Raw genomic sequence first — 26,310 nt, forward strand, 5'->3', positions numbered from 1 at the left:
TGCTGTGGGGTGGAATGGACGGCACATCTTCGGCATAGGCGTTCCTCGCGAGCGCTTGTCTGCGGCATTTATTAGCGGCACTTTTCAGCCGCATTTGTCATCGGGCGGCGCAACCCTGATTCGCGCCGCCACATGCGTCGCTCGACAGTCGGATATCCCGCAAGCCGGCCCATTTCAATCCGGTAAGGATTCTATCCGAATAGCTCGACAACCCTTGTCATAGGGCCGCGGCGCGGCAATCCGCGCCGGCCTCATTCGCCCTGCGAGTCGTCCGGTTCGAGCCCCGCGAGGCAGCGCGACACTTCGGCGCCGTCGACAGGTTTGGTCAGCACGCACAGCGCGCCCAGGTCGAGTGCCTGGCGGCGCACCGCGTCGGAAGCGAAAGCGGAGATGAAAATGATGGGCTGCGTCACGCCCTTGTCGAGCAGATGACGATACATGTCGAGCCCGCTCATGCCGGGCATTTGCACATCGGAGATGATGCACGCGACCTGGTCTACGTCGGATGCAAGGAACGCCTCGGCCGATGCGTACAGCCGGACGTCCCAATCCAGCGAACGAACAAGGCTAGACATCGCGGTGCGGACGGATTCGTCGTCGTCGATGACTGAAGCGATCGGATGGTTGTGCAAGCGACTTTCCCTCGGCCGTTGGTTTACGACGGCACAGTTCTGCGTAATGCCGTTCAAGATGATTCCATCTTATGGGAATCGCCCCGCGGCGAGAATCATATGTAGGTATAGTTCTGACCCTCCGCGCGGCCTCGGGCCCCGCCCGTCAAGCCCGGCCGGCCTGCCTTACGGCAGATTCCAGCCTGCTGCCGTGCGTTTCGGAACCCGCGCGTGCCTTGGGGAAACCCGCCTGCGCGCGGCCTCCCTACATTGTCGACGTCGCGGGCAAACGCCCGGCCCAACCCATCGCGACGGAATCAACCGTCTTTTTGCAAACGAGGAAACACAACGTGTCCGCCGTCATTGAACATCTCGAAGGCGAAGCGCGCGAGCGCCTGATTGTCTGGCTCAAACGCCGCATGCAGGAGTGCAATATCACGTTGGAAGCGCTGCAACATGCGCTGCAGCAGGATATCGACGAAGCGAAACGGATCCGCTACCGCGATGCGTGGGGCAATACGTGGACGGGCGACGGCGAGCACCCGGAATGGCTGCGCCGCGCGGTGGCGGCGGGGCAAAGCATCGATCACTTTCTGTGCGAGTGACGCGGCTGGCCAGCATCACGCGAACGACGCGAATGCGACATTTCGCGGGTCCTTAAGCGTCTCTTCATCTTGCCGTCCGTATCATGACGACGGTTCCCGTGCATCCCCTCGTAGCCATGGGAACCGATTCAGCCGACGACGACGTCGGCTTTTTTTCGCGCGCCGATAGAGGCGCGCGGCTTCCGTCGCGCTATGCGTGGCGCTCGGGCGGCACCGCCCCCGTCAGCACGTCCAGCACATACTCCTTGACCAGCTCGCGCACGTCGCCCGACGTATTGCCGAACTCGGCGCCCACCAGGGTTTCCCCGTCCTTCGTGCGGCGGTTACGCGCGATGCAGTTCAGCGGCGCCGTGCGCACGCGGCCGGCACGCGCGAGCGGCAATGAGAGCTTGAAGTGCTCGCCGGGCGCGAGCGAATTCGAGTTCGAGTTCACCAGCAGGCCGACGCCCGCAGCGCTCAGATCGACTGCGCGGACTTCCGTCCCCGCCATGGGCCGGTCGTTTTGCGAGAGGCGCGCCGTCACGTCGATGCCGACACGCACATGCCGCCGCAGCGCACGTGAGCGGACTTCCGTCGGGTAACGCAGATAAAGCACGTCGAACGGCGACGTATGCCTGCCGATGACTTCCGATTCGAACGCATGGCGATAACGCCCCGCGATGAACTGTCCTTCGACAGCCTCGCCCGGCGCGAACGCGGGATCGACGCCCGCGCCCGCGAGCAGCAGGCTGACGTCGTCCAGCGCGCCGACAAAGCGGGTGCGCGAGGAAATAGCCGGGCCGTTTGCCAGCGTGATCACAAAATCTTCGGGGATGCAGCCCGACAAGGGAAATGGGCCAACGAGCGTCTGGTCTTCATGGCCGCGCCGCGCGCGCCCGGAGGACGCGGGCGCGGTGTCCGCGTCCTCAGGTGTGGCGTCGTCGCGGCGCTCGCCGGAGAACGGATGCCTGAACGGCCCTTGCGCAAATAGCCGCTCGCATTGCACCGCGCTATGAACGATGTGCCCGCGCGCCATCAGCAGCCTGCCGTCCGCCGTGTAGACGGAAAACGGCAGTGGAACGCCGATCGTGACTTCCCGTTGCGACAGCGGCACCAACGGCATGACTCGTTTTCTCCTCTCGAATTTTTTACCGCATCGCATTCGTGCAGTGCGCGCAGGCAGCAAGTATGCACGACGCGGCCGCGCGGACCAACCTGGCAAACGTTTGTCTGACTCGATTGTTTAGACAGACGTATCCAAAACGCCATCGCGCGCAATGCCGAACCCGCAAAGGTTGGTTTCCCGCGGCTCAAGAATCTTCGCAGCGGCGCGTCCCTATAATGGCCGCCATCACCGGCGTTTGCGTTACTGTGTTTCGCGTGCTATCACGGGACAAGCCGCCCGCCCACTGCACAGGACAATTCGACATGACTACCCAGGCACTCACCTCCGGCATCGATCACGTTGGTCTCGCCGTGCGCGATCTGAACCTGACGCGCGATTTCTTCGTCGAATGCCTGCAGTGGAAGCAGGTCGGCGAAAAGCCGGACTACCCCGCCGCGTTTGTCTCGGATGGACACGTGATGCTGACGCTGTGGCAAGTCACCAATCAGGCGAACCTCGTCGAGTTCGACCGCAAGACCAACGTCGGCCTGCATCATCTTGCGTTGCGTGTAGGCAGCGAAGAGGCGCTCAACGAGATTTACGCGCGCGTCTCGCAGTGGCCCGGCGTCAAGGTCGAGTTCGCGCCGGAGAACCTCGGCGCTGGCCCGAAGCGCCACACGATGATCTATGAACCCGGCGGCATCCGTCTCGAGTTCGACTTCGATTCGCGTCTGAAGGCGGCTGGCTGAGCAGCGCCTGGCGCTCGCCCACCCCTGATCCATGTCGGGCAGAAAAGGCCACGGCGATGAGCTATCACCGCGGGTGATACCCCTATCAAAACAAACCGCGCGATCTCCTCGTGATCTGTTGCTAGAGTGATGCCAGTGCAGTTGGGCAGCGACAGAGCAGAGGTTGAGCATGGACCAGCTTTACATGTTGAGGGCGTTCGTCTCGGCGGCGCAGCATCAGAGTTTCAGCAAGGCGGCGACCTCGCTGGGCGTGACGACTGGCTCTATTTCGAAGGCCATTGCGAAGCTGGAAGCGTCTATACAGACACGCGTGCTCCATCGCACGACGCGCTCCGTCACGCTGACGGAAGAGGCGCAGTCCTATTACCTCAGTTGCTGCCGCCTGCTCGAAGAACTCGACGAAGCGAATCGCCGCATCATGCGCGAGCGCGAAGTCGACAGCGGCAAGCTGCGTCTGGTGATTCATCCGATGCTGGTCAGCGAGACGTTCTCGCAGTTTCTGTCCAGTTATCGCGCCGTCGCGCCGAACGTCAACCTCGTGGTTTCCGTCGATGAAGGCGCCGTCAACCTCTATGACGGACAGTTCGACATGGCGATGCTTCCGCCGCATCAGGTCGAGCAGTCGGCGGTCATTCGCAGAACCTTGTTCAAGTCGTCGCGCTCGCTGGTCGCATCCGCCGATTATCTTGCGCAACGCGGCACGCCGCGTTGCGCGGCGGATCTCACCGAGCACTTTCTGCTGTTGCCGTCCCAATCGCGCCAGCGAAGCACGAACTACGTGCAGGTGATCGAAAACGGCGCGCCCGTGCAGGTCATTCCGATGTCGTCGATGGACGGCAACGACGTGCTGCTGCGCGCTGCGGCGCTGGCGGGCGCTGGCATTGCGGAGTTACCGGAAGCGATGGCACGGGAAGATGTGGCGATGGGCAAGCTGGTGCCCGTGTTGCCCGGCTGCTCTATATCCGACAGCGAAGTCGAAATCTGCCTGTTCTATTCGCACCGGGAATTGCTGCCCGCGCGCTTCAGAACTTTTGTCGACTTTTGCACCGAGTTCTTTCGTCTCAACAGCGCACGTCGGCGGGCGCCCTTGCTGGATGCCCAACCGCAGGCGGCTTAAGCTACTTGGTTAGGCTGCCGCCATCACGGGGCCGAGACGCGAGCGCGTCACTTCGACGAATGCCTGCATCGCGCTAGACACGTAGGCGTCATGCCGGCGGATAAACAGCGTGGCGACCTGTGCTTTCTCCGGCGGCAACGAATGAAGCGCGACGATATCCTGCTCGGCCGCGCTCGACACCACACCGCGCGGCAACAGCGTCACGCCGATACCCGCCGCGACGCACGCGATGATCGCATCGAGCGAACCGAATTCGAGCGGCGTGGCCGTCACGATACCCATTTCCGCCAGCAACGCTTCAAGCCGCTGACGATACGAACAACCCAATCGGAACACGATGGTCTTGAGGTCGGGCACGGCGCGCAGCGCATCCATCGAACGCAGGTTGCGCGGCGTCACCAGCACCAGTTCTTCCTGAAAGATCATCTCGGCATGCAGTTCGGGATGTTCGACGGGGCCCGCGACAAACGCGCCATCGAGCCGGCACGCTGCGACTTCTTCCGTCAGGCTGCAACTCGTGCCCGTAGTCAGAGAGAGGCGCACTTGCGGATAGATTCTGGCGAAGTTGCTCAGTATCGGCGAAAGGCGCAATGCGGCCGTCGTTTCGAGCGTGCCTAAAGCAAGTGCTCCGGCGGGCGGGCCGTCGTCGAGCGCCGCGAGGCGCGCGTCCGCAAGCAGTTTCGCAATGCGCGCCGCGTACGGCAGCATGCGTTGCCCAGCGGGCGTCAGGCTGACGCCGCGCACATGGCGCTGAAACAGCGCGACACCGATTTCCCGTTCAAGAGACCGGATTCGCGCTGTCACGTTGGACTGAACGGTATGAAGTTCGGCAGCCGCCCGGTTCATGCTGCCGTGACGGGCCACTGCCTCGAACACCTTGAGGTCGGCGACATCCATGCTGTGTACCTCGATGAGATCGACAAGGCCTGGATACTGTCATCACAGGCCCGCACTGCGCTGCGGCACAGGTCGATCGTCATCCTACACCAAAGCCGCGTTGCGCATCGGCGCGCTGATCACGGCCATTGCTTCTGGCAAGGCCTCAACCCGTCTTTTGGGCTTTGAATTCCTCGCCATTGATACGGCTCGATATGCTGATGTTCTCGCGCGGATGCTCATGCAGGATCACATTGATGATCTTCGGGTCGGAACCGATCGCGTCGTGCGTGACCTGAATGATGTCCCGCATCAGTTGCTCGCGACGCGCCGGCGTCAATCCAGCCGCAATATGGCATTCGATAAAAGGCATGCTGCTACTCCTGCGATGATTATTTGAGGCGGCTGATCAGTTCTTTGTCGTTGGCTGCGCCTTCCACGTATTCGGGAAGATGTTCGCCATGCTCGACGAAGTTGATACCCCTGCCCTCGCGAAACACAATGAAGATATCGTTCTTCGTTTCGCCTGTCGCCTCGCTGACCACACGCAGCAGACCCGCTGCAAGCTGACGTTTCTGTTCGTCCGTTCTGCCGTATCGCATGTCACATGAAATCAGGGCCATTCGAATCTCCTGTATGCCTGAATCAATTATTGAATTCCCGGATGTTTTGCCGGGTACACCGCTTCTCGATTGACTTTCGTGAGGAGTTGCATCAACTCCGAGATCTTGTGTTCTTCGAGTCTGGAAACGAGATCGACGATCTGGCCACGCAGCGTTTCGTCCGCATAAGGCTCGCTTAGCCAGTTGAATTTTTCGACTGTCCGCTCCCACGTGAACGGATTGTCCAGGCCACCTTCAAAGCCCACATGTTCCTTCGACACCACACGGCCATCGCGGCAGCGGATCGTGACTCGCGTATTCAATGCCTTCGGGTATTGGGCCGAGAAGGCGGCGTCGGGACGTATCGTGACTTTCTTCAGCAGCGCTTGCGCGTCGGCTGCCTGGACACGCGCCGGTTCCAGTTGAGCGGGACCAACCTGATCGTCGAGCAAGGCCGCGGCAATCAGATACTTGAGGTTGTAGTCGGCCTGCTCTTTCGTTTGCGGATCGTCTTTTGCACCGAAGCCGCCGCCGCCCGCGATGTCGTAGCCCATCTGGAAGATGTCGCAAACCACGTCTTCGACGTCGCCGCCCGTTATGCCGTGCATGCGCTTGAGTTCCAGCGTGGCTTCTAGCACCGGTTGGCCGTGAATCAGCGAGCAGTACTTCTTCATCACGGTCTGATGGACGACCTCCAGCCTCGAATCCTCCCAATCCACTTCGACCGGCTGATCGAACATGCGCACGAGTCCGTTCGGTCCTTCGAATAGACGTAACGGGCCTGTGAAGTCACGCTTTGCAAGCGACGCCGAATAGATGGCCCGCATGCAGGTAATACCCGGGGAGAAGCCCTTCCAGTACGACACGGGCTCGGAGTGAACGCAGGAGAGCGAGATGTTGTCGACGGTTGCGATGGCGATCGCATGCGCGATCTGATCTGCGTCGAGGCCAAGCAGTTTGCCCGAAGCGGCGGCTGACGAAATTGCGAGTTGAATTGCGTGGTTGAAACCCTTTGCCATGACAGGAACGACTGCCGTAATGCGGCAACCAATCTCATACGCAACCGCGAGCGCCAGCATGAACGATTCGCCGTCCGCCGATGCGTGTTCGGCGGCGGCCAGTACTGCGCCGAAGTTGTCGCTCGGGTGACAAAGACCACCTGGCGACATATAGCTGTCGAGCAGATCCACGTAACGCACAAGAGCCGAGTTGTACAACGCCGCCTGATCCGGAGAAGTCGAGCCGCCGCCAATCAGCGTACAGGTGCCGCCGCTGCGATATTCGTCGAACTGCTCCCGGAGCGCCTTGAAAGGCGAGCCTGGCAATGCGGCGATTGCGCACCCCAGGCTGTCCAGGATGTTCCGCTTCAGCAAGTGCCGGGTCTGCGGCGTGAGATGACTGACGTGCGCGACGTCGGCAAACCGGCCGATACGTTCGACAGCGGTAAGAGTGCTCATGGCTTGAAGGTCTCGCGTGAAGAACGGGTGACTCAATGTCGCACCGCTCACTGCGGAGATCAAGCGAAGGGTTTGGATACCGCTATCTGTTGCGCTGATAGTGGCGACACGTTTTCAGGCATTACTTTTCGCCTACAAAACACTACACAGGCGATGTACGGCAGACACAAATCAGATACATGCGCACGTTTCAATCTTTCGTCGCTCATCCTCGAAGAGATTGATTATCGTGTCAGAAGAATTATCTAATCGCCGCCGCTTTATGTTCGCGGCAGCGGCAAGCGTCGCAACGTTGACGACGCTCGGCAACGTGTCGCAAGTGCTCGCTGCATCAACGACTGCAACGCCGCTAACAACACTTCCTGTACGCCAGGTTCACACGGACCTGCTCGACATCGGCTATCACGAAGCGGGACCCGCCGAAGGCCGTCCCATCATTCTTCTCCACGGCTTTCCGTACGACATTCACAGCTACGCGGATGTCGCGCCCATGCTCGCAACGCAAGGCTTTCGCGTGATCGTGCCGTATCTGCGCGGCTTCGGAACGACGCGCCTGCTGTCCGTGGATACGCCGCGCGCCGGTCAACAGGCGGCTGTCGGCCAGGACGTGATCGAACTGATGAATGCACTGGATATTCCCGAGGCCGTGCTTGCCGGATACGATTGGGGTGGACGTGCGGCTTGCGTCGTCGCTGCAATCAAGCCTTCGCGCTGCGTCGGCCTTGTTTCAGTGAACAGCTATCTGATCCAGGATATCGCCAAAGCGGGCGCACCGCTGCCACCTGGCATCGAACGCGGTCTCTGGTATCAGTACTATTTTCAGACCGAACGCGGCCGCGCAGGGCTAGAAGCCAATCGACGCGAGCTTGCGCACATTCTGTGGAAGAACAATTCGCCGACGTGGCATTTCGACGAAGCGACCTTCGAGCGCTCGGCGAAAGCATTCGACAATCCGGACTTCGTGGATATCGTCATCCATTCATACCGGCATCGACGTGGCCTTGCAGAGGGCTATCCGCAGTACGACGAGATCGAGAAGAAGCTCGCATCGATTCCACCTATTACTGTGCCGGCTATCACACTGGATGGCCTCGCGGACGGCGTGATCCCCGCCACCGATGGCCACGCATCTGCAGCGAAGTTCACCGGCCCGCGCATTCACCGACAGATTCCGAATGCGGGCCACAACCTGCCGCAGGAAGCGCCCAAAGCGTTTGCCGATGCTTGCGCGGAACTCGCACGCACCGGCAAATGGAGAACCTGAGTTTTATCGTGCAATCCGCGCCGATGTTTTCCGGCGCTTTTGTTGCACACCGCTTGCCGTCATCAGGTCGCACTGAACGGGGTGAGTGATTTCCGTTGCGAGCCCGCCCGCGAGAAAGAAGAAGATTGCCAAAAGCCGTTTCATGATTGCCTCCAACATTGAGTCACGCCTTTGTTATAGCGCAGAACATGCGCCCATTTGTGTCCCAATGTATCGAAGCACCCCACTGATACAAGTCGATTCAAACACGCGACACGGCGACACAGCAGAGATACGCGCGGACGTTCAAATACAGCCATGTCTTCCAATCAAAGGACGCTGACATGCTCTCCCGAATCAAAACCCTGACTACCGTCGTTGCCATTGCCGCCGTTGCCGGTCTCGGCGCACTGGTCGCCAACAGCGGCGCCGCGACGGCCGTTCCTGCCGAAGCCAATCGCGTAGCACCGGAATTCGCTGGAATCGATCAATGGCTGAATTCACCGCCTCTGACCATGCAGCAACTGCGCGGGAAAGTCGTGCTCGTCGATTTCTGGACGTACACGTGCGTCAACTGCGTCAATACGCTGCCGCATGTCGAGAAGCTGTATCAGAAGTACAAGGATCAAGGCCTTGTCGTGGTCGGCGTGCATACGCCTGAATACGCGTTCGAGCGCGAGACGAAAAAGGTCAAGGCGGCGATTGCCGAATACGGGCTGCATTACCCCGTCGCGCAGGACAACCAGTACGCGACGTGGAACGCTTATGGCAACCAATACTGGCCGGCCGTCTATCTGATCGACAAGCAGGGGCACATCGTCTATAGCCATTTCGGCGAAGGCGATTACGACAAGACGGAAGCAGCCGTCCGCGAGCAACTGGCGCGCGCGGGTTGATCTTGGCTGATGTCGCTAAAGCGCGGCGGGTGCGCCGCGCCATCCGATCAAAATGCGCTGCGATACGCGTACAGTCCCGGCAGTCCGCCCGTCATCAGGAACACGACCTTCGAGCCTGGCGCGAACGTTTTGCTTCTGATGTCGTGCAGCAGGCCGGCGAACGCTTTCCCGCTATATACGGGGTCCAGAAACAGGCCCTCGACGCTCGCCAGAAGCCGCACGGCTTCACGCATCGCGTCGGTGGGGATGCCGTAGCCTTCGCCGCGCTGTCCGTCCTGAACGATCACGCTAGCGTCGGAAAGCACCGCATCGGGCCGCAGCAGCGCAAGCGTCTCCTTCGCCTTCAACCGCGTATTGGACAAGGTGTTCTCATGCGTCGCCAGAACATTATGCGAGACGACACGGGTCGGGTCCTCGCCCATCGCCAGCAAGCCGGCGACAAGACCCGCCTGCGTGCCGCCGCTGCCGTTCGGCACGGCAATGCGGTCGAACGAAACACCCAGCGCGCGCGACTGTTCGAGAATTTCCGCCGCGCACGCCGCATAACCAAGATTGCCGACAGCCGACGATCCGCCCAGCGGCGCGAGATACACCTTGTGTCCGGCCTTGCGCAATTCGTCCGCGCGACTCTGCGCGAACGCCATCGCGTCGGCACTGCCGGGCAAATCGTGAATGCGCGCGCCGAGCAGCGAGTCGAGCAGCACGTTGCCATTGTGGACGTAATCGTCGTCTTCGCGCGGCACCATGCGCGTCAGCACGACCTCGCACGCAAGGCCCGCACGCGCCGCCGCCGCGGCCGTGAGCCGCGCGTGATTCGACTGGCGCGCGCCCACCGTGATGACCGTGTCCGCGCCCTGCGCGAGCGCTTCGCCCAACAGGAACTCGAGCTTCCTGAGCTTGCTGCCGCCACCGCCGAGGCCCGTGACGTCGTCGCGCTTGACGTAGATGTCCACGTCACCGAGCAGCTTGCTCAAGCGGCTGAGATGCTGGATCGGCGTGGGCCCTTCGATCAATGCGTAACGAGGAAAGGCGGTGAGATCGAGAGCGGGTGCGTTCGACATGCGGAAATCTCCAGGTGTTCGGCGTACTTTGTCGCGCAGATGTTAACGCATCGTCGCGCGCTTCGCATGCGCCGTTCAACAGCCATCAATCCCCGAAAATATTGAACATCAGGAAACAATCGATGACCACATTATTCGCGTTTGCACGCGCTTTTGCGGGCTCATGGCCCGGCTTTCCGCTCTCGCTCTCCCAATCCAGCAAGATTCTTGAGTATCACGCCATTCCGTTTTTACATATATATCGCACGCGATTTACTCGCAACCGATTGACAAATTCAGAGAGCCCAGTATCATCTCGCATCTGATTACATCGCATGCGATTTAGTTATTTCTGACCACCTGACCGTCACACCACCGGAGATGAATATGAAAAGCACTCGCGCAGCACTCGCCGCCACGTTCGCCCTTTCGCTCACTGTCCTCGCCACCAGCGCACATGCCGGCTCCGAACAGGCCAAGCCTCAAGAGAAATGCTTCGGCGTGTCGCTCGCCGGCAAGAACGATTGCGCAGCCGGCCCCGGCACGAGCTGCGCAGGCACGTCGAAGGTCGACTATCAGGGCGACGCGTTCGTCATGGTCGACAAGGGCACCTGCACGACGATCAAGACGCCGAAGGGCTACGGCGCGCTGAAGGCGAAGTCATGATGCTGCACTCCCAAACCCGCGACGCGCGCGTTTCCCGCTCGTCCCTCGCGAATCAAGGGGGCGTGGGGGCACTCCGCGCAGCCGTCATCGAACGCCTGTCGCGCGCGCTTTCGCCCTCGCTATTGTTGCTGGTGGCGCGCTTCGGTATCGCTGCGACCTTCTTTCTGTCGGGACGCACGAAAGTCACGGGCCTGCTGACGATCAAGCCGTCGACGTACGCCCTGTTCAGCTCGGAATACGCACTGCCGCTGATTCCGCCGGAGCTGGCCGCGCATCTCGCCACGTATGCGGAACACCTGTGCCCGATCCTGCTCGTGCTCGGCTTGTGTACGCGCTCCGCCGCGTTGGTGCTGCTGGGCATGACGGCCGTGATCGAGATCTTCGTCTATCCCGATGCATGGCCGACGCATCTGACGTGGGCAGGTCTGCTTCTTCCGCTGATCGCGCATGGCGCAGGCAGATGGTCGGTCGATCATCTGCTGGGCCGCTCGCGCACCGCGGACTAACCGAACCCTCGTCACCCGATATCCACAACACGGCCCGCGTGGCCTCCATTCGAAAACACTATGCGCATTCTTTCGACTTTGACCCTCGCCGCGGCAGCGTTCGCCGTTTCAGGCGCAGCATTCGCCGCAACGCCGGACGGACCGGCGGGCGTGAAGAACATCGTGATCGTTCACGGTGCGTTCACCGACGGCTCCGGCTGGCGCGCGGTACACGACATCCTGATCCATAAGGGCTACAACGTCCGCATCGTCCAGCAGCCGATGACGACGCTCGAAGAAGACGTCGCCGCGACCAACAACGCCGTCATCGGACAAACAGGCCCCGTGGTGCTCGTCGGCCATGGCTACGGCGGCTCGGTCATCACAGAAGCGGGCGCGCGTCCCAAGGTGAAGGCGCTGGTCTACGTCGCCGCGTTTCAGCCCGATGTCGGCGAAAGCGTGAATCAGCTGGCGGGCTCGATGCCGAAGCTCACCGACGGCGTGCAGAAGACCATCGACGGTCACTACTACTTCGACCCCGCCAAATACGGCACGGACTACGCCGGCGATCTCGTGTCGAACCGCACCGACTTCATGGCCGTTTCGCAAGTGCCCGCCACCGTCGCCGACTTTGCCTCCGCGCCATTCACGGTCGCATGGCACAACAAGCCGACCTACGGCATCGTCGCGACCGACGACCGCGTGATCAACCCCGACCTGCAACGCTGGATGTACAAGCGTGCGGGCTCGAAGGTCACGGAAGTAAAGGCAAGCCATGCCATCGAGATTTCGCAGCCTGAAGCGGTCGCGAAGGTCATCGAAGAAGCCGCGCTGCACGCGAAATAAACGCAAAGCCATTTTCCAATCGCATTTCACTCAACCCACCATGGAGCAACCATGAACAGCAACGTCAAATCCCGCGTCAGCTTCGCTGCAGCCGCAGCCCTCCTCGCCATCGCATCGGCCACCGTCGCGACCTCCGCGAGCGCCGCCACGGGCGAGCAACCCGGCCGCTGCTACGGCGTCAACGCATGCAAGGGCCAGGCGCTGTGCGCGACGGCTCACAACGACTGCAAGGGCCTCAACAGCTGCAAGGGCAAGGGTGTAGTCGTGAAGACGCCGAGCGAATGCCTGTCGCTGGGCGGCACGCTGACCGAGCCGAAGTAAGTCATGCTAGCGCTGGCCCGGCTATGCGTCGCCGGGCCAGTCCATCCACCGACACTCCGCAGCCGGGTACGCCTCATGCTCTCTCCCAATCCCCGCTTTGCAGGCTATGGCCTTGGCCTGCGCAAGGAACACTATCGCGACTTCCTGGAAACGAATGTTTCCGTCGATTTCGTCGAAGTCATTTCCGAGAACTTCATGGTCGAAGGCGGCCAGCCGCGCGACATTCTGCGGCGCGTGCGCGAGAAGCATCCCGTGGTGCTGCATGGCGTGTCGATGTCGATCGGCTCGGCGGATGGCATCGACCGTGACTATCTGCGCCGGCTGAAGTCGCTCGTCGACGAGATCGAACCGCTGTTCGTGTCCGATCATCTAAGCTGGTCGCGTATCGGCGGCTTCAATTCACACGACCTGTTGCCCGTCCCCTATACCGACGAAGCGCTCCATACCGTCTGCGCGAATATCGACATCGCGCAGAATGCGCTCGGCCGCCAGATGCTGTTCGAGAATCCGTCCAGTTATCTCGCGTTCGACGGCGCGACGATGACCGAGTGGGAATTCATTTCCGCCATGTCGACGCGCACCGGCTGCGGCCTGCTGCTCGACGTGAACAATATTTTCGTGAGCGCGACGAACCACGGTTTCGATGCGCTCGCCTATCTCGACGGGTTGCCCGTCGATCGCGTGCATCAGATCCATCTCGCGGGACACTCGCAAGGCCGCGATCTGCTGATCGACACGCACGATAGCCCCGTGTGCGATGAGGTCTGGGCACTCTATGAGAACGCGATGGCGCGGCTCGGTCCCGTCGCGACGATGATCGAGCGCGACGGCAACGTGCCGCCGTTGAAAGAGCTGCTGAGGGAACTGTGGATCGCGCGCAAGCTCGGCGCTCATGCGCAACAGGACGCACAGGTCAGACACGACACACGCATTGCGGAGGCCGCATGACACTCGCTGCCTGGCAACAGGACTTCCGCTCGTGGCTCACGGATGCATCTGAAGAAGCCGCCCGACGCGTCGGCGGCGACGCATCACGCGGTTTATCTGTCTATCAGAACAACTATCGCGGGCAACTGATCGAATGCCTCGAGCATTCGTTTCCACAGGTACGGACGTTGCTTGGCGAGGATGCGTTTCTGCATGCAGCCGTGACGCATATCAACCACCATCCGCCGCACGCATGGACACTCGACGCGTACGCATACGGTTTCGGCGACACGCTCAGCGTGCTGTTCCCGCACAACCCCGACGTGCATGAACTCGCATGGATCGAAAATGCGCTGGCTGAAGCCTTCGTTGCGCATGACGCGCAGCCGCTGCCGCTCGACGCGCTCGCTTCCGTCGACTGGGACGCAGCGCGGCTACGCTTTACGCCGTCGCTCAGGCATCGCCCCGCCACGACGAATGCCGGCAGCATCTGGTCCGCCCTGTCCGCCAACACCGAGGCGCCCGAAAGTGAAATGCTCGACGAGCCGGGCGGCCTGATCGTCTGGCGTCGGCAGTTCGTGTCGTGCCTCAAGCGCGTCGATGCCGCCGAGTACGAAGCGCTCCTTCATCTGCAGGAAAATGAAAGCTTTGCAACACTATGCGATCTGCTCGTCGAGCGTCTGGGTGACGCGGACGGCGTGGCGAAAGCGGGTGCGCTGCTGGCGGGATGGCTGGGCAGCGAACTCATCGTGGGTGTGGAGAGCGTCTGACAGTGGCTAGCCCTCCGCCCATTCCTCAACTACGATCGAGGGGAGCAAGATGCCGATTGTCACAATTCAGGTTACGCGAGAAGGGACGAAACCCGGCGCGGATTGCGTGACGGCCGAAGAAAAGGCGCGACTCATCAAGGGCGTGAGCCAGGTGTTGCTTGACGTGCTGAACAAGCCGCTCGAGTCCACCTTCGTTGTGATCGAGGAAGTGCCGACGGACAATTGGGGCTGGGGCGGTCTGCCTGCCCTCGAGTATCGAAAGCTCAAAGCAGCGAAATCAGCCTGACCTGCAGTCTTCCAACAACGCGTAGCTCTTCAACGAAGGAGTTTGCCATGTCGCTCGAAAAGGCGCTTTACACTGCTCACGCAACCGCAACGGGAGGCCGCGACGGCCGCGCGACGGTGCCCGAAGCCAACCTTGAATTCAAGCTCACCACGCCGAAGGAACTGGGCGGAAAAGGCGGTGACGGCGCGAATCCGGAACAACTGTTCGCCGCCGGTTACAGCGCATGCTTTATCGGTGCGATGAAATTCGTTGCCGCACGCGATAAGATCGCGATCCCCGCAGATGCGTCGATCGACAGCAGCGTCGGGATCGGGCCGATTCCGAATGGGTTCGGCATCGAAGTCGAGATGAAAATATCATTGCCGGGTATGGAGCGCGGTGCCGCTCAAGATCTGGTCAACAAGGCTCACATCGTGTGCCCGTATTCGAATGCGACGCGTAATAACATCGACGTGAAACTCACGCTCGTCTGACGCATCGATTCGTTCTTTACATTGCTGGCCGCCGTTTAATCGCGCGGCCAGCAATACGCTATTGCGAATTTCAACGGCAATTCGCAATACGCATTCAGTCCAGCAACTCCGTCACTACAGACGGGCTATGCGAGTCCATCCAGTCGTATGAATCGCTGAAATGCGCCCATGCCCAATTGCGCGGCACAGCGGCGGCTTGTGCATTCTCGCTCGACACTGCTTCGATGCGCGTGCGTACGCCTGCGCCGCTATGGTCGTCGATATTCCGGAAGTTCAAAGATTCGCGCTTCATTGTCTGATCCTCGGTAGAGCCTGTCGCGACGTCGAATGTGAAACGTCGGCCTATGAACGTAGGGTAAACCTCCTGACGCAATCATCAACCGGGCTGCGCAGAATTCACAGTTTTCAAATCGGGAACAATGCGTGCTATCGCGTCGATTGACTGCATCGTCAAACATCAGATCAAAGCGCAAAAATGAAAACAGCCCTTTTAAAAAGGGCTGTCTGGCTTGGGTTATAGCGTGTTACTTCGCAGTCGGCATCGCGAATTCGGCGCCCTTCTCGATGCTCTCCGACCAGCGCTGCATGATCGACTTCTGCTTCGTATAGAAACGCACGCCTTCTTCACCGTATGCATGCGTGTCGCCGAACAGGCTGCGCTTCCAGCCGCCGAAGCCATGCCACGCCATCGGCACCGGAATCGGCACGTTGATACCGACCATGCCGACTTCGATACGGCGGCCGAATTCGCGCGCAACATGGCCATCGCTCGTGAAGCACGCCACGCCGTTACCGAATTCGTGCGCGTTGATCAACTCGACGGCTTCCGTGAAGTCCTTCACGCGCACGCAAGCAAGCACCGGCCCGAAAATCTCTTCCTTGTAGATGCGCATTTCCGGCGTCACGTTGTCGAACAGCGTACCGCCCGTGAAGAAGCCGTCTTCATGACCGGCAACCTTCAGACCGCGGCCATCGACGACCAGCGTCGCGCCTTCCTTCACGCCCTCGGCGATATACCCTTCGATACGCTCCAGCGCCTGCCGCGTGACGATCGGGCCCATTTCCGCGTCCGGCTCCATGCCGTTCTTCACGATCAGGCTGCGGGCGCGCTCGGCGAGTCGCGCCACGATCTTGTCGGCCACGTCGCCAACCAGCAGCGCAACCGAGATCGCCATGCAACGCTCGCCTGCCGAACCGTAGCCAGCGCCGATCAGCGCATCGACTGCCTTGTCGAGATCGGCGTCGGGCATCACCACCATATGGTTCTTCGCGCCGCCCAGTGCCTGCACGCGCTTGCCGTGCTTCGCGCCCGTTTCGTAGATGTAGTTCGCAATCGGCGTCGAGCCGACGAAGCTCACAGCCTTCACGTCCCGATGCGTGAGCAATGCATCGACGACGACCTTGTCGCCCTGTACGACATTGAAGACGCCGTCGGGCAAGCCTGCCTCTTTCAGCAGTCCGGCCATGAACAGCGCCGCCGACGGATCACGCTCGCTCGGCTTAAGAATGAACGTATTGCCGGCCGCGATCGCGACGGGGAACATCCAGCACGGCACCATGCACGGGAAGTTGAACGGCGTGATGCCCGCGACGACGCCCAGCGGTTGACGCATCGTCCAATTGTCGATACCCGTCGAAACCTGTTCCGTGTAGTCGCCCTTGAGCAGTTGCGGAATGCCGCACGCAAATTCGATCACGTCGATGCCGCGTGCAACTTCGCCTTGGGCATCGGAAAACACTTTGCCGTGCTCTGCCGTGATGATCGCCGCGAGTTCGTCGTGGTGGCGATTCATCAGTTCGAGAAAACGCAGCATGACGCGTGCGCGCTTGATGGGCGGCGTATCGGCCCACTTCGGAAACGCCGCCTTCGCGCTCGCGACGGCGGCGTCGACATCGGCAGCCTCGCCGAGCAGCAGCTTGCGGGCGCGGGCACCCGTGGCCGGATTGAAGACGGCCTGGCTACGGCTTCCCGTTCCGCTGACGCGCTCCCCGTGAATGAAATGTCCCACGTCTGCGCTGTCGGTATAGGCTTGCATGTCTCGGCTCCTTCGTGATTGGCTTGAGACGCAGTGTAGAAAGGTGCGGACGCGCTGGAAAGAGGCTAACATTGAAATCAATGTTTGCCACCGTGAACAATGAGTGTATGGATACGCAAAATATCGAAGAACTCTGGACGCATCTGCACTGGCTCACCATGCTCGCCGAACAGGGAACGTACACGGCGGCCGCCGCGCGCCTCGGCGTCAGCAAAGCGGCAATGAGCCAGCGCATCTCCGAACTGGAGCGCGCCGCGGGGATTTCGCTGGTGCAGCGCACGACGCGCAGCGTCCGGCTGACGGAAGCCGGCCAGCAGCTCGTCGACAGCACGCGCGGGCAGTATGCGCAGATCGCCGCCAGCTTTGCGCAAGTCCGCGAGCTGTCGGGCGTGCCGCGCGGGCTCGTGCGCGTGACGGCGCCTGTGGCGTTCGCGCGGCAGCAACTGGTGCCGAAGGTGCCCGAGTTTCTGGTGGCCAATCCCGAGGTTCGGGTGCAGCTGGAGGTGTCGGACAGGATCGTATCGCTTGCCACAGAAGGCTTCGATCTCGCGATCCGTCACAGCGCCGAACCGCCCGATACGCACGTCGCGTGGAAACTTTGCGACACGCATTCCGTGATCGTCGCGACGCGCGCCTATCTGCGAAAGCGCGGCACGCCGAAGTCACCGGAAGAACTTTCTTCTCACGATTGCCTTTTTTATCCGCGCTCGTCGGGCGAACCGATGTGGTCGTTCGAGCGCAAGGCGGCGCGAAAGGCCGGCACGCGGCCGGTCACCTTGCCCGTCAACGGACAGTTCTCTGCGAACAACAGTGAGACGCTGCGCGACGCGGCGCTCGAAAGCCTGGGCATTGCGCTGCTGCCAGACTTCACCGCGCAGGCCGCCGTGCAGGCGGGCAAGCTGGTCGTCGTGCTGCCGGACTGGCGCGTGACGGGCGCGTTCGCCGAGCAGCTTTATATCGTGCGGCCTTATGCGTCGCATGTGCCGCGCGCGGTCGGGCTGTTCGTCGGCTATTTGCGCGAGCGCTTTGCAAACGGATTTCCCGTTTGAATCAGCATTGATCCGCAAATAAACGATATGGGCCATTCTTTGGCCCATATCGCCCACTCAAAACATAATGGGAAAAGTGCTGGCGGTGGAGACGCCTGCAAAACGAAACCCGCTTATCGGTACTTTCCTGCGAGCGCCGACACCTTCTCGATGTTCTGCGGCGTGATGAAGCCCGGTCCCGAACTGATGTTGCGCGCCTCGTAGACAGGCTTCAGTCCATAGTCCTGCAGCCGCTTGATGAACTTCGGGTCTTTCTCCAGTTCATTGCGAGCCTGCGCGACGTCCGTGTTGTGATTCTTGTGCATGATCGCGAGCATCGCGACGGGAATATAGCCCTGCAAATAAGGCTGCTGATCGGTGCAGAACTTGATCGTGCCGTCCTTGATTCCCTTGGCGACGTCAGAGTCGATATCGAAGGTTGCGAACCAGATCTTGCCCGCGAGCCCCATCTTCGTGACGGCGCGAATGGTCGGGTCGGCGGAAGTGGGCCCCAGCGTCAGCACGGCCTGCGTGTTCGGATGCGCGCGCAGATAAGCGCTGACTTTCGATTCGATATCCGTCGGGTCCGTGCCCGCGTCCAGAACCGATGTTTTCATATCTGCGCCGATCGCTTCGGCGAACCCACGGCAGCGCTCGAACGACAGCGGATTCGTCGCATAGTGGTTCACGCACAGAAACGTCTTGATGCCGTCGGCCTTGGCGCGCTGTCCCGCCTCCTTGCCCGCCAGATACTCGGGCTGTCCCACATGCAGCAATGCGCCGAGATCGGCGCTCTGCTTCTCCGTGCCCGTGTTGGCCGTGACGAACGGAATGTTCTTTGCCTTCAGACGCGAGACGGAGCCCTTGAGCAGATCGAAGTCGGCGATGGTCGTCACCACGCCGTCGTAGTTGCGCGCCGCAGCCTGATTCACGAGCTGGACCATATCGGCGATATCGCCATTCGGCGGGTTGCGATAGTCGGTCTGCACGTTGAAATCTTCATCGGCCTGCTTGATGCCATTCTTGACGGTATTCCACCATGCATCCGAATCCGGCGCATGCGTGATGAAATCGAAATGCGCTACAGGCCCCGCATTCGCATCGACATACAGGCCCATGCTCAGGACGGCTGCGGCGACGCAAAGCGCCTTCATGACGGGTAATCTCATCGCTGTCTCCATGTTTGTGGCTGCCGGCGTCTCGCGCCGGCAGTTTGCTGCGTTGCCTTGCTCGATCAGTCGGCGGCGAGGCCGATGAATACGTTGCCTTCTTCCGTTTTGACGGGATGCGTAACGAGGTTCACGCACACGGGCGCGCCCTTCGCGGCGCCCGTCGGGATGTGAAAGCGCCCCATGTGCATCGGGCACTCGATCACCTCGCCGAACACAAAGCCATCGGCGAGGCGCGCCGTTTCATGCGTGCAGAGTCCCGCCGTGGCGTAGAACCCCGTGGCCGTGTGATAGACCGCGTACAGCTTGCCTTCGTGTTCGAACTCCATCACGTCTTCTTCGTCGATGTCGTCGCAGGCGCAGACCTGATGCCATTGCAGAATGTTCATTGCGTACACCGTTCGTGTTCAGCGTGGCTGGGCGACGAGTGCTTCGTCGTCGGAGGGTTGCGCTTGCGCAGCGGGCGTCTTGCCCGGCACTTGCGGCGTGATCATGTATTCCGGGTCGTGCCGCTGCATGCGCAGGAAGTGCAGAATCTCGCTCCAGGCGCCGAACAGTCCGTCGTAAGCAGGTGGCAGGTCCGCCTCGATCGCTTTACGCAGTTCCGGCAGCGCGTGGAACGGCACGTTCGGAAACATGTGATGCTCGACGTGATAGTTCATGTTCCAGTACAGCAACTGGAGAACGGGATTGAGCCGGATGGTTCGCGTCGAGAAACGATGGTCGAGTTCGTTCTCGCGCAGCCCCGTGTGCTGCGTGATGGCCAGCAGTTCATGCAGCCATGCGCCATACGCACGCGGCAGCAGAAGAAACACGACGGGCAGCCAGCTATGCGCGACGATCGCCCACGCAATCACGCCGACATAAAGCGCGAGAACGATCCGCGAATTCCGGCACATCGCGCGATATTCGATTGGCGGCACGACGGCTTTCGCGCTGCGCGACACGATGCCGAGGCTGTGCAACACGATGTTGCCGAGATGATGAATGCCGTGTGAGACGCGCAGAAAATCGGTTGCGAGCTTCAGATAGTTCGGCGGCCGCTTTACGGCGATTTCGACATCGGCGGGCACGGTTGCCGTCAGATGCGTGTATGTGTGATGTTGCGCATGCGACCAGCGGCTGTAGATCTGCTCGCGCCACGTCATGAAGCAGATCAGCCAATGCACCGACGCATTCAGCCATTCGCTGCGAAACGGCGTGCGATGGCGCAACTCGTGTTCCATCGCTTCGGCGAATGCGTAGATCGTCCCGTAGAGCAGGAACGCAGGCACGCACCACCACGTGCCGAGCGACAGCCACGCGAGCACGCCGCTGCCTGCGACCATCGCGAGAAAGCCGCCGAGGTAAAGGAGCGCGTCGCGGTCGTTGCGGCGCGTGAGTTCTTTGAGCACCTTGCGGTCGAGCGGGCATTTGTACCAGTCGTCCATCGTGATTGGTTTCGAGTTGTCTTGCTGTGCGGACATGCATGGCTCCTGATGCTGAGGCAGTGATCATCGCTGAGTGCATTAAAGACTCGTTATGAGCATCAGTCAAAGCCGTTTATGCCTCATTTTGAGTTATCGAGGGTAATCCATGACGTGAAGAGTGTGACGCTGCGGCGTAGCAAGCTGATACCTCACACAAACGCCTCAAAATGAGTCAAAATCGAGCCAATGCAATCACTCGAGCCGCCGCGCGGGGACCCACGATGAAAAGCAAACCGACGCTCAAGCAACTCATGGAGATCACGCAGCTCAGCCGCGCGACGATCGATCGCGCGCTGAACGACAGGCCCGGCGTACACCCGCGTACGCGCCATGCAGTCGAGGCGGCGTTGAAGCAACTCGGCACAGGTTCATCTGCGAGGTCAGCCGTTCGCGCAAAGCAGGCCGCCTATGATTTCCGGCTGCTCGCGCAAGCAGGTGACGCGTTCACGGACGAGTTGATTCGAACGGCAACTGCGCTCGAAGCGGAGTTCGAGGCCAACGGTGTGCGGCTCGAAGTAGAGAAATGCGTAGGCGCATCCGACGAAGAAGTCGCGGCCCGTATCCGGCAGGCGACGGCGGAGGTGGACGGCATCGGCATCATCTGCACGAACACCGCGACGACGTCGTCGGCGTTGCGCGAATGCATGGCGGCGGGCAAACCCGTCGTCACGCTGATCACGGATGTTGACGCCGACGCGCGTCACACATACGTCGGCGTCAACAACCGCGCGGCCGGACAGTCCGCAGCTTTTCTGCTCGGACGGCATCTGCAGGCGCATGCGTCGCCCGATGTCGCCGTGATCGTCGCGACGTTTTCGTACACCTGCCACGAGGATCGCGAGATCGGCTTCCGTTCGCTATTGCGTCAACGGTTCCCGCACGTGAATCTGGTCGAGGTGATCAAGGGCGCCGATTCGGGGGCGGCGACCTACGAAGCAACCACCCGCTTCCTGAAGGCGCACGGCAAGCTCGACGGTATCTACAACGTCGCGGGTGGCAACGAGGGGCTTGCTGCCGCGCTGCGCGAGCACAATCTGACGGGCCGCACGCTCTATGTGACGCACGAGGTCAACCGCATCACGGAGCCGCTACTGCGTTCCGACGCGATCGACTATCTGCTGACGCAGGATATGCGCCTCATGCTGCGCACCACCGTCGATCATCTGAAGACCGCGCGCGAAGGCGCGGCCGTGCCTTCACAGGCCATCATTCCGATCGAGACGTACTCGCGCTATTCGCTGTATTGAATGCAGGCGCGAGACCGAGGTGCTCGAGCATGCGTCCAAACGTTTCGAGCCGCTCTTTCACATACAGGTCGACATCGACATTCCGGTAATCATAGAAGCCCGTCTCATCGCGCAAGCCCTTGCGTGATGCCGCCATGTTGCCGCTGACGATCTCCGCGGGCAGGAACCGATCGCCCTTCTCCTTCGCGAGGTAATGCGACGCGTAGTAGAGAATGTCGCAGCCGCCCCAATCGATGAACTCCAGCAAGCCGAGCACAGCAAAGCGCAGGCCGAAGCCCGTGCGTATCGCCGTGTCGATATCTTCGGCGCTCGCGACGCCTTCTTCGACCATGCGCGCCGCCTCGTTCATCGCCAGTGCCTGAATGCGCGGCACGATATAGCCCGCCGACGGCGCGCACACAACCGGTTTCTTGCCGATGCGCGCGAGCAGCTCGACCACTTGTGCGACGACAGCGGCATCCGTGGTCTCGCTGCGGCTGACTTCGACCAGCGGCATCAGATGCGCCGGATTCAGCCAGTGCGCGTTCAACAGCCGCTGCGGATGCGTGACGATCCGCTGCAACTCGGTGACGAGAAAAGTCGACGTCGTCGATGCGATCACGGTGCGCGCATCGGCATGTTCACCGAGCCATGCGAACACTTCTTTCTTCGCATCGAGCACTTCGGGCACCGCTTCGAATATGATCCGCGATGTGGCCAGCACCTGTTGTGCTTCTTCGCGATCGACGATATCAACGCGTTGCATCGCCTCATCCGCCTGCTGCTGCGTGATACGCCCAAGCGCCGCTTGCACCTGCAACTGTCTCGCGATGTCAGCGAGCGCCGTTCGGGCGAACGCTTCACGCGCGGCCGGATCGCGAACCTTGAAATCGATCAGCGTCGCGCGCAAACCGGCGAATGCGAACGCGAGCGCAATGCCCTGCCCCATGCGCCCCGCGCCGACGATATGCACATGCCGCACCGGCGTCAGCATCGTGTCTGTCATGACGCGATCCCGTTCGCCAGCAACGCGGACATCTCCGCGCGCGACAACGCCGCAAGTCCGAGCCGCTCCAGCGTGCGCCCCTCGCCGTACAGATCGCGTCCGACAGCCGCGCTCGCGATGCTCAGCAGCCCCTGCGCGACGGGCGCCGGCACGCCGGCCCAGCGTCCACACGATACGATGAACGACAGCCCCAGCCGCGTGTCTTCGAGCATGTACCGATGCGTGCGCAGATCGATATGCTCGCGCCAGTCGCCGCTGTCGGTCAGCTTGCCGTGCGCGCCGCGACCGTACATCCATTCGTCACCCTCGCTCGCATAGTGATCGGCAAGCGGAAAATGTGGCGCGCGATAACCGAGCGCCTCGCGCACCGCCATGCGTTCCGCGTCGAGCGCATTGGTCACGCTGCGGATGGACGGCTGCGTGCCTTCGTTGTGGATGTCCCACGACGCGAAGTGTTCGAGCGGTCCCGCGTTCATCATGATGAGCGGCGGATGAATCACGGGGCCGGCGTTCATCAGCGCACCCGACAACGCGTCTTCGATCGGCTCGATGGACGGATACGCGTCCTTCAGCAGCGGCATCGCCCACCGCGCCGCAGACGCGGGAAACACGCCCGTCGGCAGACGCGTGGCGTAGGCGCTGATGACGACATCGTTCTCGCCATGCTTGCGCACCAGATAGGGCAGCGTGCCTGTTTCGGCGAACGCGACGCGGCTCGTGTTGTTCGCATCGGCCATCGCCTTCGCGAACACATAGCTGCCGAACGTGCCCGGCGGAAGATAGACGACCTGCCCGTCAGTCAGCAGCGGCGCAAGCTGCGCGGCCAGCGCTTCGTGCGTGATCGCGGGCAGCGGAATCACAATGAGCTGCGCCGCGCGCGTCGCATCGCCCAGTTCGTCGACGATGCGAATCATCCCCGCGCCGTCGCCAATGGGAGCGCGCCGTTGTCCGTGAAAGTCCGTCACATGTAACGCGCCCAGTTCGCGCAGCCGCGCCGACGCCGCGCCATCGCGGCGCCACCATGTCACTTCATGGCCTTTCTCGATCATGTCGATCACGGCTGCATAACAACCGTGCCCGCCGCCCAATACGCTGACTTTCATCGTGAGCCTCCTTGTGCAATGACATCGAGACTACGCGGCATGCAGCAGCGCGGCGCGTCAATACGCGCAACGGACATTCAAAACCGGCAACGTCGTCACCGGCGCACACAATACTTCACATGCAATACGGGTCATTCCGTCCTTGCGCGGACAATTTGTCTCATCCATCATCGGCGGCGGCGCAATGTACTAGCCGTCAGGCAAACCTCATGGAAATCGCGATCTCCCGCACTCATCGCAACCGGCTCGATGCTTCGCATGCGTGTGAAGACATCGAACGCGAAGTGGCGCAACTGCTGTGTCCGCACCGCATGGAAGTGGCCGGGCGCGGTCCGCTGCGCGCCGAACTGTACGGCGTCGCGCTGCATCGCGCGAGCCTGCTGGAACTGTGCTACGGGCGCGAGACGTCGATCGAAGCGGGCGATCTCGCCGGTCAATACCTGTTTCGCTCAACGCTCGCGGGCCGCTGTGAGCTGCATTCGGGCAGCGAGCGCGCGTCGGTGAGCGCGGGCGGCATGAGCGTATCGTCGCCGACGCGCGCGGTACGCATTCGCACCGACCGTGAGTGCCGCAACCTGCTGTTGCGCATCGACCGCGCCGCGCTTGAAGTGAAGCTCGCCGAGATGCTGCAAACCACGCTGCGCGAGCCGCTCGTATTCGATCTGGCAGTCGATCCTTCGCACACGGGCGCAGGCGTGTTCCAGGGCACGTTGCGCTATCTGTGTACGCTGTCCGGCCAGATCGACGCAAGCGCGCGAGCGAACGTGCTCGGCCCCGATCTGACCCAATGGCTGATGACCGTGCTGCTCACGCAATTGCCGCATAGCTATTCGGACGCGCTCGTGCGTGGCGCACAGTCGCCGCTGCCCACCCATGTGCGCCGGGCGCGCGACTATATCGACGCGCATCTCGGCGATCCGTTGCCGATGACGACGCTCGCGCACGAAGCCGGCGTATCGCCGCGCACGTTGCAAAACGGCTTTCGCGACTTTCTCGACACGACGCCTGCCGCGTATATCCGCGAACGGCGTCTGGAAGCCGTGCATGCCGCGTTGCGGCGCGATCCGTCGCGTGCGGTGACGGACGTGCTGATCGAATACGGCGTGAACAGCTTTGGACATTTCGCGAAGGCGTATGCGCGGCGCTACGGCTGCCTGCCTTCGGCGACGGCAAGGCGCGGCGCATGAGCCGTCCCGCCTCCGCATTGCCCGAACCGGACGATTTTCCTGCGTCGAATGGCGAGCCCGGCCAAGGCGACGCGCTGCGCGTGCAGGACCGCGACCTCAATCTGCTCAAGACCTTTCACGCCGTCTTCATCGAGAAACACGTCGGGCGCGCGGCGTTGCGGCTCGGCGTCACACAGCCGTCGGTGAGCCATGCATTGGGCCGCTTGCGCCTGATGTTCCGCGACGCGCTGTTCGTGCGCACGGGCGGCGGAGTCGAGCCGACGCCACGCGCGCAGCGCCTCGCCGCGTCCGTCGACAGGGCGCTCACCATCCTGCAGGACGTGCTGGACGAAGGTGCGCAATTCTCGCCCGCGAGCGCGCGCCGCATCTTCCGGCTGCACATGAGCGACTTTGCCGAAAGCGCGTTTCTGCCCACGTTGCTGCGTGAACTCGACGAGCGTGCGCCAGGTGTCGTCATCGAAACCCAGCACGTCGACGAAGCCCAGTTCAACGTCGCGCTCGAATCCGGCCGCATCGATTTCGCGCTCGGTCATTTTCCGCATGCGTCGCCGCATTTTCATCGCAGCGAACTGCTGCAAGAGCGCTACATGCTGCTGATGCCGCGCCGCGTCGCGGACAGGCTCGGACTCGACGATGCCTTCGTGCTCGAACGCAACGTGCCGCCCGCGCTGCGTTTTATCGCCGTCACGTCGCATCCGCAGGCGATAGCGCTGCTCGAACGACACGGCCTGACCTCGCGGATTCGCGCGGCCGTGCCGGACTTCATGGTCGTACCCGCCATCCTGCAGCGCTGCGACTATGCGCTGATCCTGCCGCGCACCGTCGCGCAGGCATTCTCGGCGCCGGGCGAAACGGCGTCTTTCGAAATCGCTGATGCGGCCACGTGGTCAGTCAACGCCTACTGGCATCGGCGCTTCGACGCCGACCCCGGCCACCGCTGGCTGCGCGCGCTGTTGATGGAATTGTTCCGCATCGGCTCGCGCGAGCCATTCGACAGTTGGCTCGCGGTGCCGCCCGACGCCCAAGCGTGAC

Annotated in this window: 32 protein-coding genes; 17 read left to right on the forward strand and 15 right to left on the reverse strand. The window is 61.7% G+C overall.

Going from position 1 to position 26,310, the window contains the following annotated elements; translation table 11 throughout:
* Window positions 1-251: 251 nt before the first annotated feature.
* Window positions 252-632 carry a response regulator transcription factor gene (locus C2L65_RS37915; RefSeq protein WP_042315420.1) on the reverse strand — a complete coding sequence of 127 codons (381 nt, stop codon included), beginning with the start codon at window positions 630-632 and terminating at the stop codon, window positions 252-254.
* A 329-nt stretch (window positions 633-961) separates the two neighbouring features.
* Between C2L65_RS37915 and C2L65_RS47370 the strand changes: the two genes are divergently transcribed.
* Window positions 962-1,216, forward strand: a complete 255-nt coding sequence (locus C2L65_RS47370) for an H-NS family nucleoid-associated regulatory protein (protein ID WP_042315411.1) — start codon at window positions 962-964, stop codon at window positions 1,214-1,216.
* 190 nt (window positions 1,217-1,406) lie between these two features.
* On the opposite strand, the gene C2L65_RS37925 is transcribed toward C2L65_RS47370, so the two are convergent.
* Entirely contained in the window at window positions 1,407-2,318 is a 912-nt protein-coding gene (locus C2L65_RS37925) for a PilZ domain-containing protein (RefSeq protein ID WP_042315409.1), read from the reverse strand.
* 305 nt (window positions 2,319-2,623) lie between these two features.
* Here C2L65_RS37925 and C2L65_RS37930 point away from each other — a divergent pair, with 305 nt between their 5' ends.
* Both C2L65_RS37930 and C2L65_RS37935 read left to right on the forward strand, forming a co-directional pair.
* Entirely contained in the window at window positions 2,624-3,049 is a 426-nt protein-coding gene (locus tag C2L65_RS37930; protein ID WP_042315408.1) for a VOC family protein, read from the forward strand.
* Between the two features lie 169 nt (window positions 3,050-3,218).
* On the forward strand, window positions 3,219-4,166 hold the full coding sequence (locus tag C2L65_RS37935) for a LysR family transcriptional regulator (RefSeq protein ID WP_042315406.1): 948 nt from the start codon (window positions 3,219-3,221) through the stop codon (window positions 4,164-4,166).
* Between the two features lie 9 nt (window positions 4,167-4,175).
* Here the strand turns inward: C2L65_RS37935 and C2L65_RS37940 are convergent, their stop codons facing one another.
* The 4 genes from C2L65_RS37940 to C2L65_RS37955 all read right to left on the reverse strand — a co-directional run bounded on the left by C2L65_RS37940 (window position 4,176) and on the right by C2L65_RS37955 (window position 7,101).
* A complete protein-coding gene (locus C2L65_RS37940; protein ID WP_007734230.1) occupies window positions 4,176-5,063 on the reverse strand; it encodes a LysR family transcriptional regulator in 888 nt (295 codons plus the stop codon).
* A 145-nt stretch (window positions 5,064-5,208) separates the two neighbouring features.
* Window positions 5,209-5,415: a tautomerase family protein gene (locus C2L65_RS37945; protein ID WP_007579041.1), complete on the reverse strand. Its 207-nt coding sequence runs from the start codon at window positions 5,413-5,415 to the stop codon at window positions 5,209-5,211.
* A 19-nt stretch (window positions 5,416-5,434) separates the two neighbouring features.
* On the reverse strand, window positions 5,435-5,665 hold the full coding sequence (locus tag C2L65_RS37950; protein ID WP_007579042.1) for a tautomerase family protein: 231 nt from the start codon (window positions 5,663-5,665) through the stop codon (window positions 5,435-5,437).
* Between the two features lie 26 nt (window positions 5,666-5,691).
* Window positions 5,692-7,101 carry an MmgE/PrpD family protein gene (locus tag C2L65_RS37955; RefSeq protein ID WP_042315404.1) on the reverse strand — a complete coding sequence of 470 codons (1,410 nt, stop codon included), beginning with the start codon at window positions 7,099-7,101 and terminating at the stop codon, window positions 5,692-5,694.
* A 262-nt stretch (window positions 7,102-7,363) separates the two neighbouring features.
* Between C2L65_RS37955 and C2L65_RS37960 the strand changes: the two genes are divergently transcribed.
* Window positions 7,364-8,365: an alpha/beta fold hydrolase gene (locus tag C2L65_RS37960; RefSeq protein WP_042315401.1), complete on the forward strand. Its 1,002-nt coding sequence runs from the start codon at window positions 7,364-7,366 to the stop codon at window positions 8,363-8,365.
* Between the two features lie 3 nt (window positions 8,366-8,368).
* Here C2L65_RS37960 and C2L65_RS46300 read toward each other — a convergent pair whose 3' ends face one another.
* Window positions 8,369-8,509 (reverse strand): hypothetical protein, encoded by a 141-nt coding sequence (locus C2L65_RS46300; protein ID WP_167306528.1) that lies wholly within the window; start codon window positions 8,507-8,509, stop codon window positions 8,369-8,371.
* Between the two features lie 179 nt (window positions 8,510-8,688).
* On the opposite strand from C2L65_RS46300, the gene C2L65_RS37965 reads away from it, so the two are divergent.
* Window positions 8,689-9,240 (forward strand): thioredoxin family protein, encoded by a 552-nt coding sequence (locus C2L65_RS37965; protein ID WP_042315400.1) that lies wholly within the window; start codon window positions 8,689-8,691, stop codon window positions 9,238-9,240.
* Between the two features lie 47 nt (window positions 9,241-9,287).
* Here C2L65_RS37965 and C2L65_RS37970 read toward each other — a convergent pair whose 3' ends face one another.
* The gene (locus tag C2L65_RS37970; protein ID WP_042315399.1) at window positions 9,288-10,301 is read right to left on the reverse strand and encodes a D-cysteine desulfhydrase family protein; all 1,014 of its coding nucleotides are present in this window, start codon (window positions 10,299-10,301) and stop codon (window positions 9,288-9,290) included.
* A gap of 366 nt (window positions 10,302-10,667) precedes the next feature.
* Between C2L65_RS37970 and C2L65_RS37975 the strand changes: the two genes are divergently transcribed.
* The 8 genes from C2L65_RS37975 to C2L65_RS38010 all read left to right on the forward strand — a co-directional run bounded on the left by C2L65_RS37975 (window position 10,668) and on the right by C2L65_RS38010 (window position 15,054).
* A complete protein-coding gene (locus C2L65_RS37975) occupies window positions 10,668-10,946 on the forward strand; it encodes a BufA1 family periplasmic bufferin-type metallophore (RefSeq protein ID WP_035996097.1) in 279 nt (92 codons plus the stop codon).
* A complete protein-coding gene (locus C2L65_RS37980) occupies window positions 10,943-11,452 on the forward strand; it encodes a DoxX family protein (RefSeq protein ID WP_208647221.1) in 510 nt (169 codons plus the stop codon). The genes C2L65_RS37975 and C2L65_RS37980 overlap by 4 nt, the downstream gene beginning before the upstream one ends.
* Window positions 11,453-11,512: 60 nt before the next feature.
* Window positions 11,513-12,277 carry an alpha/beta hydrolase gene (locus tag C2L65_RS37985; protein WP_042315397.1) on the forward strand — a complete coding sequence of 255 codons (765 nt, stop codon included), beginning with the start codon at window positions 11,513-11,515 and terminating at the stop codon, window positions 12,275-12,277.
* Between the two features lie 51 nt (window positions 12,278-12,328).
* A complete protein-coding gene (gene bufA2, locus C2L65_RS37990; protein WP_035993808.1) occupies window positions 12,329-12,598 on the forward strand; it encodes a BufA2 family periplasmic bufferin-type metallophore in 270 nt (89 codons plus the stop codon).
* A gap of 75 nt (window positions 12,599-12,673) precedes the next feature.
* Complete coding sequence (bufB, locus tag C2L65_RS37995; protein ID WP_042315394.1) at window positions 12,674-13,546, forward strand: MNIO family bufferin maturase; 873 nt, start codon at window positions 12,674-12,676, stop codon at window positions 13,544-13,546.
* Window positions 13,543-14,295 carry an HvfC/BufC N-terminal domain-containing protein gene (locus tag C2L65_RS38000; protein WP_042315393.1) on the forward strand — a complete coding sequence of 251 codons (753 nt, stop codon included), beginning with the start codon at window positions 13,543-13,545 and terminating at the stop codon, window positions 14,293-14,295. Before bufB ends, C2L65_RS38000 begins: the two co-directional genes overlap by 4 nt.
* A 49-nt stretch (window positions 14,296-14,344) precedes the next feature.
* Window positions 14,345-14,581 (forward strand): tautomerase family protein, encoded by a 237-nt coding sequence (locus tag C2L65_RS38005; protein WP_007579054.1) that lies wholly within the window; start codon window positions 14,345-14,347, stop codon window positions 14,579-14,581.
* Between the two features lie 47 nt (window positions 14,582-14,628).
* Complete coding sequence (locus tag C2L65_RS38010; RefSeq protein ID WP_042315392.1) at window positions 14,629-15,054, forward strand: organic hydroperoxide resistance protein; 426 nt, start codon at window positions 14,629-14,631, stop codon at window positions 15,052-15,054.
* A gap of 94 nt (window positions 15,055-15,148) precedes the next feature.
* On the opposite strand, the gene C2L65_RS38015 is transcribed toward C2L65_RS38010, so the two are convergent.
* A complete protein-coding gene (locus tag C2L65_RS38015; protein ID WP_035996096.1) occupies window positions 15,149-15,346 on the reverse strand; it encodes a hypothetical protein in 198 nt (65 codons plus the stop codon).
* A gap of 232 nt (window positions 15,347-15,578) precedes the next feature.
* A complete protein-coding gene (locus C2L65_RS38020; RefSeq protein ID WP_042315390.1) occupies window positions 15,579-17,090 on the reverse strand; it encodes a CoA-acylating methylmalonate-semialdehyde dehydrogenase in 1,512 nt (503 codons plus the stop codon).
* Between the two features lie 107 nt (window positions 17,091-17,197).
* Here C2L65_RS38020 and C2L65_RS38025 point away from each other — a divergent pair, with 107 nt between their 5' ends.
* Window positions 17,198-18,139 carry a LysR family transcriptional regulator gene (locus C2L65_RS38025; RefSeq protein WP_042315388.1) on the forward strand — a complete coding sequence of 314 codons (942 nt, stop codon included), beginning with the start codon at window positions 17,198-17,200 and terminating at the stop codon, window positions 18,137-18,139.
* 113 nt (window positions 18,140-18,252) lie between these two features.
* On the opposite strand, the gene C2L65_RS38030 is transcribed toward C2L65_RS38025, so the two are convergent.
* The 3 genes from C2L65_RS38030 to C2L65_RS38040 form a co-directional block, all read right to left on the reverse strand.
* A complete protein-coding gene (locus tag C2L65_RS38030; protein WP_042315418.1) occupies window positions 18,253-19,287 on the reverse strand; it encodes a sugar ABC transporter substrate-binding protein in 1,035 nt (344 codons plus the stop codon).
* Between the two features lie 65 nt (window positions 19,288-19,352).
* Window positions 19,353-19,676: a non-heme iron oxygenase ferredoxin subunit gene (locus C2L65_RS38035; RefSeq protein ID WP_042315386.1), complete on the reverse strand. Its 324-nt coding sequence runs from the start codon at window positions 19,674-19,676 to the stop codon at window positions 19,353-19,355.
* 18 nt (window positions 19,677-19,694) lie between these two features.
* Complete coding sequence (locus C2L65_RS38040; protein WP_042315384.1) at window positions 19,695-20,753, reverse strand: fatty acid desaturase; 1,059 nt, start codon at window positions 20,751-20,753, stop codon at window positions 19,695-19,697.
* A gap of 224 nt (window positions 20,754-20,977) precedes the next feature.
* On the opposite strand from C2L65_RS38040, the gene C2L65_RS38045 reads away from it, so the two are divergent.
* Complete coding sequence (locus C2L65_RS38045; RefSeq protein ID WP_042315383.1) at window positions 20,978-22,003, forward strand: substrate-binding domain-containing protein; 1,026 nt, start codon at window positions 20,978-20,980, stop codon at window positions 22,001-22,003.
* Here the strand turns inward: C2L65_RS38045 and C2L65_RS38050 are convergent.
* Window positions 21,963-22,988, reverse strand: coding sequence for a 3-hydroxybutyryl-CoA dehydrogenase (locus tag C2L65_RS38050; RefSeq protein ID WP_233446638.1), 1,026 nt, complete (start codon window positions 22,986-22,988; stop codon window positions 21,963-21,965). The two genes, C2L65_RS38045 and C2L65_RS38050, sit on opposite strands and share 41 nt — an antisense overlap.
* A complete protein-coding gene (locus C2L65_RS38055; RefSeq protein WP_042315381.1) occupies window positions 22,985-24,091 on the reverse strand; it encodes an NAD/NADP octopine/nopaline dehydrogenase family protein in 1,107 nt (368 codons plus the stop codon). The genes C2L65_RS38050 and C2L65_RS38055 overlap by 4 nt, the downstream gene beginning before the upstream one ends.
* 209 nt (window positions 24,092-24,300) lie before the next feature.
* Between C2L65_RS38055 and C2L65_RS38060 the strand changes: the two genes are divergently transcribed.
* Both C2L65_RS38060 and C2L65_RS38065 read left to right on the forward strand, forming a co-directional pair.
* Window positions 24,301-25,278 carry an AraC family transcriptional regulator gene (locus C2L65_RS38060; protein ID WP_042315379.1) on the forward strand — a complete coding sequence of 326 codons (978 nt, stop codon included), beginning with the start codon at window positions 24,301-24,303 and terminating at the stop codon, window positions 25,276-25,278.
* Complete coding sequence (locus C2L65_RS38065; protein ID WP_081921463.1) at window positions 25,275-26,309, forward strand: LysR family transcriptional regulator; 1,035 nt, start codon at window positions 25,275-25,277, stop codon at window positions 26,307-26,309. The genes C2L65_RS38060 and C2L65_RS38065 overlap by 4 nt, the downstream gene beginning before the upstream one ends.
* Window position 26,310 lies beyond the last annotated feature (1 nt).

It is taken from the genome of Paraburkholderia terrae, from assembly GCF_002902925.1.
GTDB classification, from domain to species: Bacteria; Pseudomonadota; Gammaproteobacteria; order Burkholderiales; family Burkholderiaceae; genus Paraburkholderia; species Paraburkholderia terrae.

What these genes read in the sequence shown, in the direction of transcription:
- C2L65_RS38065 (WP_081921463.1), top strand. Translation starts at nt 25,275, where the DNA reads ATGAGCCGTCCCGCCTCCGCATTGCCCGAACCGGACGATTTTCCTGCG.
- C2L65_RS38025 (WP_042315388.1), top strand. Translation starts at nt 17,198, where the DNA reads ATGGATACGCAAAATATCGAAGAACTCTGGACGCATCTGCACTGGCTC.
- C2L65_RS37930 (WP_042315408.1), top strand. Translation starts at nt 2,624, where the DNA reads ATGACTACCCAGGCACTCACCTCCGGCATCGATCACGTTGGTCTCGCC.
- C2L65_RS37980 (WP_208647221.1), top strand. Translation starts at nt 10,943, where the DNA reads ATGATGCTGCACTCCCAAACCCGCGACGCGCGCGTTTCCCGCTCGTCC.
- C2L65_RS38030 (WP_042315418.1), bottom strand. Translation starts at nt 19,287, where the DNA reads ATGAGATTACCCGTCATGAAGGCGCTTTGCGTCGCCGCAGCCGTCCTG.
- C2L65_RS37985 (WP_042315397.1), top strand. Translation starts at nt 11,513, where the DNA reads ATGCGCATTCTTTCGACTTTGACCCTCGCCGCGGCAGCGTTCGCCGTT.
- C2L65_RS38040 (WP_042315384.1), bottom strand. Translation starts at nt 20,753, where the DNA reads ATGTCCGCACAGCAAGACAACTCGAAACCAATCACGATGGACGACTGG.
- C2L65_RS38045 (WP_042315383.1), top strand. Translation starts at nt 20,978, where the DNA reads ATGAAAAGCAAACCGACGCTCAAGCAACTCATGGAGATCACGCAGCTC.
- C2L65_RS37975 (WP_035996097.1), top strand. Translation starts at nt 10,668, where the DNA reads ATGAAAAGCACTCGCGCAGCACTCGCCGCCACGTTCGCCCTTTCGCTC.
- C2L65_RS38015 (WP_035996096.1), bottom strand. Translation starts at nt 15,346, where the DNA reads ATGAAGCGCGAATCTTTGAACTTCCGGAATATCGACGACCATAGCGGC.
- bufA2 (WP_035993808.1), top strand. Translation starts at nt 12,329, where the DNA reads ATGAACAGCAACGTCAAATCCCGCGTCAGCTTCGCTGCAGCCGCAGCC.
- C2L65_RS38050 (WP_233446638.1), bottom strand. Translation starts at nt 22,988, where the DNA reads ATGACAGACACGATGCTGACGCCGGTGCGGCATGTGCATATCGTCGGC.
- C2L65_RS38005 (WP_007579054.1), top strand. Translation starts at nt 14,345, where the DNA reads ATGCCGATTGTCACAATTCAGGTTACGCGAGAAGGGACGAAACCCGGC.
- C2L65_RS38000 (WP_042315393.1), top strand. Translation starts at nt 13,543, where the DNA reads ATGACACTCGCTGCCTGGCAACAGGACTTCCGCTCGTGGCTCACGGAT.
- C2L65_RS37965 (WP_042315400.1), top strand. Translation starts at nt 8,689, where the DNA reads ATGCTCTCCCGAATCAAAACCCTGACTACCGTCGTTGCCATTGCCGCC.
- C2L65_RS38020 (WP_042315390.1), bottom strand. Translation starts at nt 17,090, where the DNA reads ATGCAAGCCTATACCGACAGCGCAGACGTGGGACATTTCATTCACGGG.
- C2L65_RS37935 (WP_042315406.1), top strand. Translation starts at nt 3,219, where the DNA reads ATGGACCAGCTTTACATGTTGAGGGCGTTCGTCTCGGCGGCGCAGCAT.
- C2L65_RS37925 (WP_042315409.1), bottom strand. Translation starts at nt 2,318, where the DNA reads ATGCCGTTGGTGCCGCTGTCGCAACGGGAAGTCACGATCGGCGTTCCA.
- C2L65_RS37945 (WP_007579041.1), bottom strand. Translation starts at nt 5,415, where the DNA reads ATGCCTTTTATCGAATGCCATATTGCGGCTGGATTGACGCCGGCGCGT.
- C2L65_RS37960 (WP_042315401.1), top strand. Translation starts at nt 7,364, where the DNA reads ATGTTCGCGGCAGCGGCAAGCGTCGCAACGTTGACGACGCTCGGCAAC.
- C2L65_RS38060 (WP_042315379.1), top strand. Translation starts at nt 24,301, where the DNA reads ATGGAAATCGCGATCTCCCGCACTCATCGCAACCGGCTCGATGCTTCG.
- bufB (WP_042315394.1), top strand. Translation starts at nt 12,674, where the DNA reads ATGCTCTCTCCCAATCCCCGCTTTGCAGGCTATGGCCTTGGCCTGCGC.
- C2L65_RS38035 (WP_042315386.1), bottom strand. Translation starts at nt 19,676, where the DNA reads ATGAACATTCTGCAATGGCATCAGGTCTGCGCCTGCGACGACATCGAC.
- C2L65_RS37955 (WP_042315404.1), bottom strand. Translation starts at nt 7,101, where the DNA reads ATGAGCACTCTTACCGCTGTCGAACGTATCGGCCGGTTTGCCGACGTC.
- C2L65_RS46300 (WP_167306528.1), bottom strand. Translation starts at nt 8,509, where the DNA reads ATGAAACGGCTTTTGGCAATCTTCTTCTTTCTCGCGGGCGGGCTCGCA.
- C2L65_RS37970 (WP_042315399.1), bottom strand. Translation starts at nt 10,301, where the DNA reads ATGTCGAACGCACCCGCTCTCGATCTCACCGCCTTTCCTCGTTACGCA.
- C2L65_RS38055 (WP_042315381.1), bottom strand. Translation starts at nt 24,091, where the DNA reads ATGAAAGTCAGCGTATTGGGCGGCGGGCACGGTTGTTATGCAGCCGTG.
- C2L65_RS37950 (WP_007579042.1), bottom strand. Translation starts at nt 5,665, where the DNA reads ATGGCCCTGATTTCATGTGACATGCGATACGGCAGAACGGACGAACAG.
- C2L65_RS38010 (WP_042315392.1), top strand. Translation starts at nt 14,629, where the DNA reads ATGTCGCTCGAAAAGGCGCTTTACACTGCTCACGCAACCGCAACGGGA.
- C2L65_RS37940 (WP_007734230.1), bottom strand. Translation starts at nt 5,063, where the DNA reads ATGGATGTCGCCGACCTCAAGGTGTTCGAGGCAGTGGCCCGTCACGGC.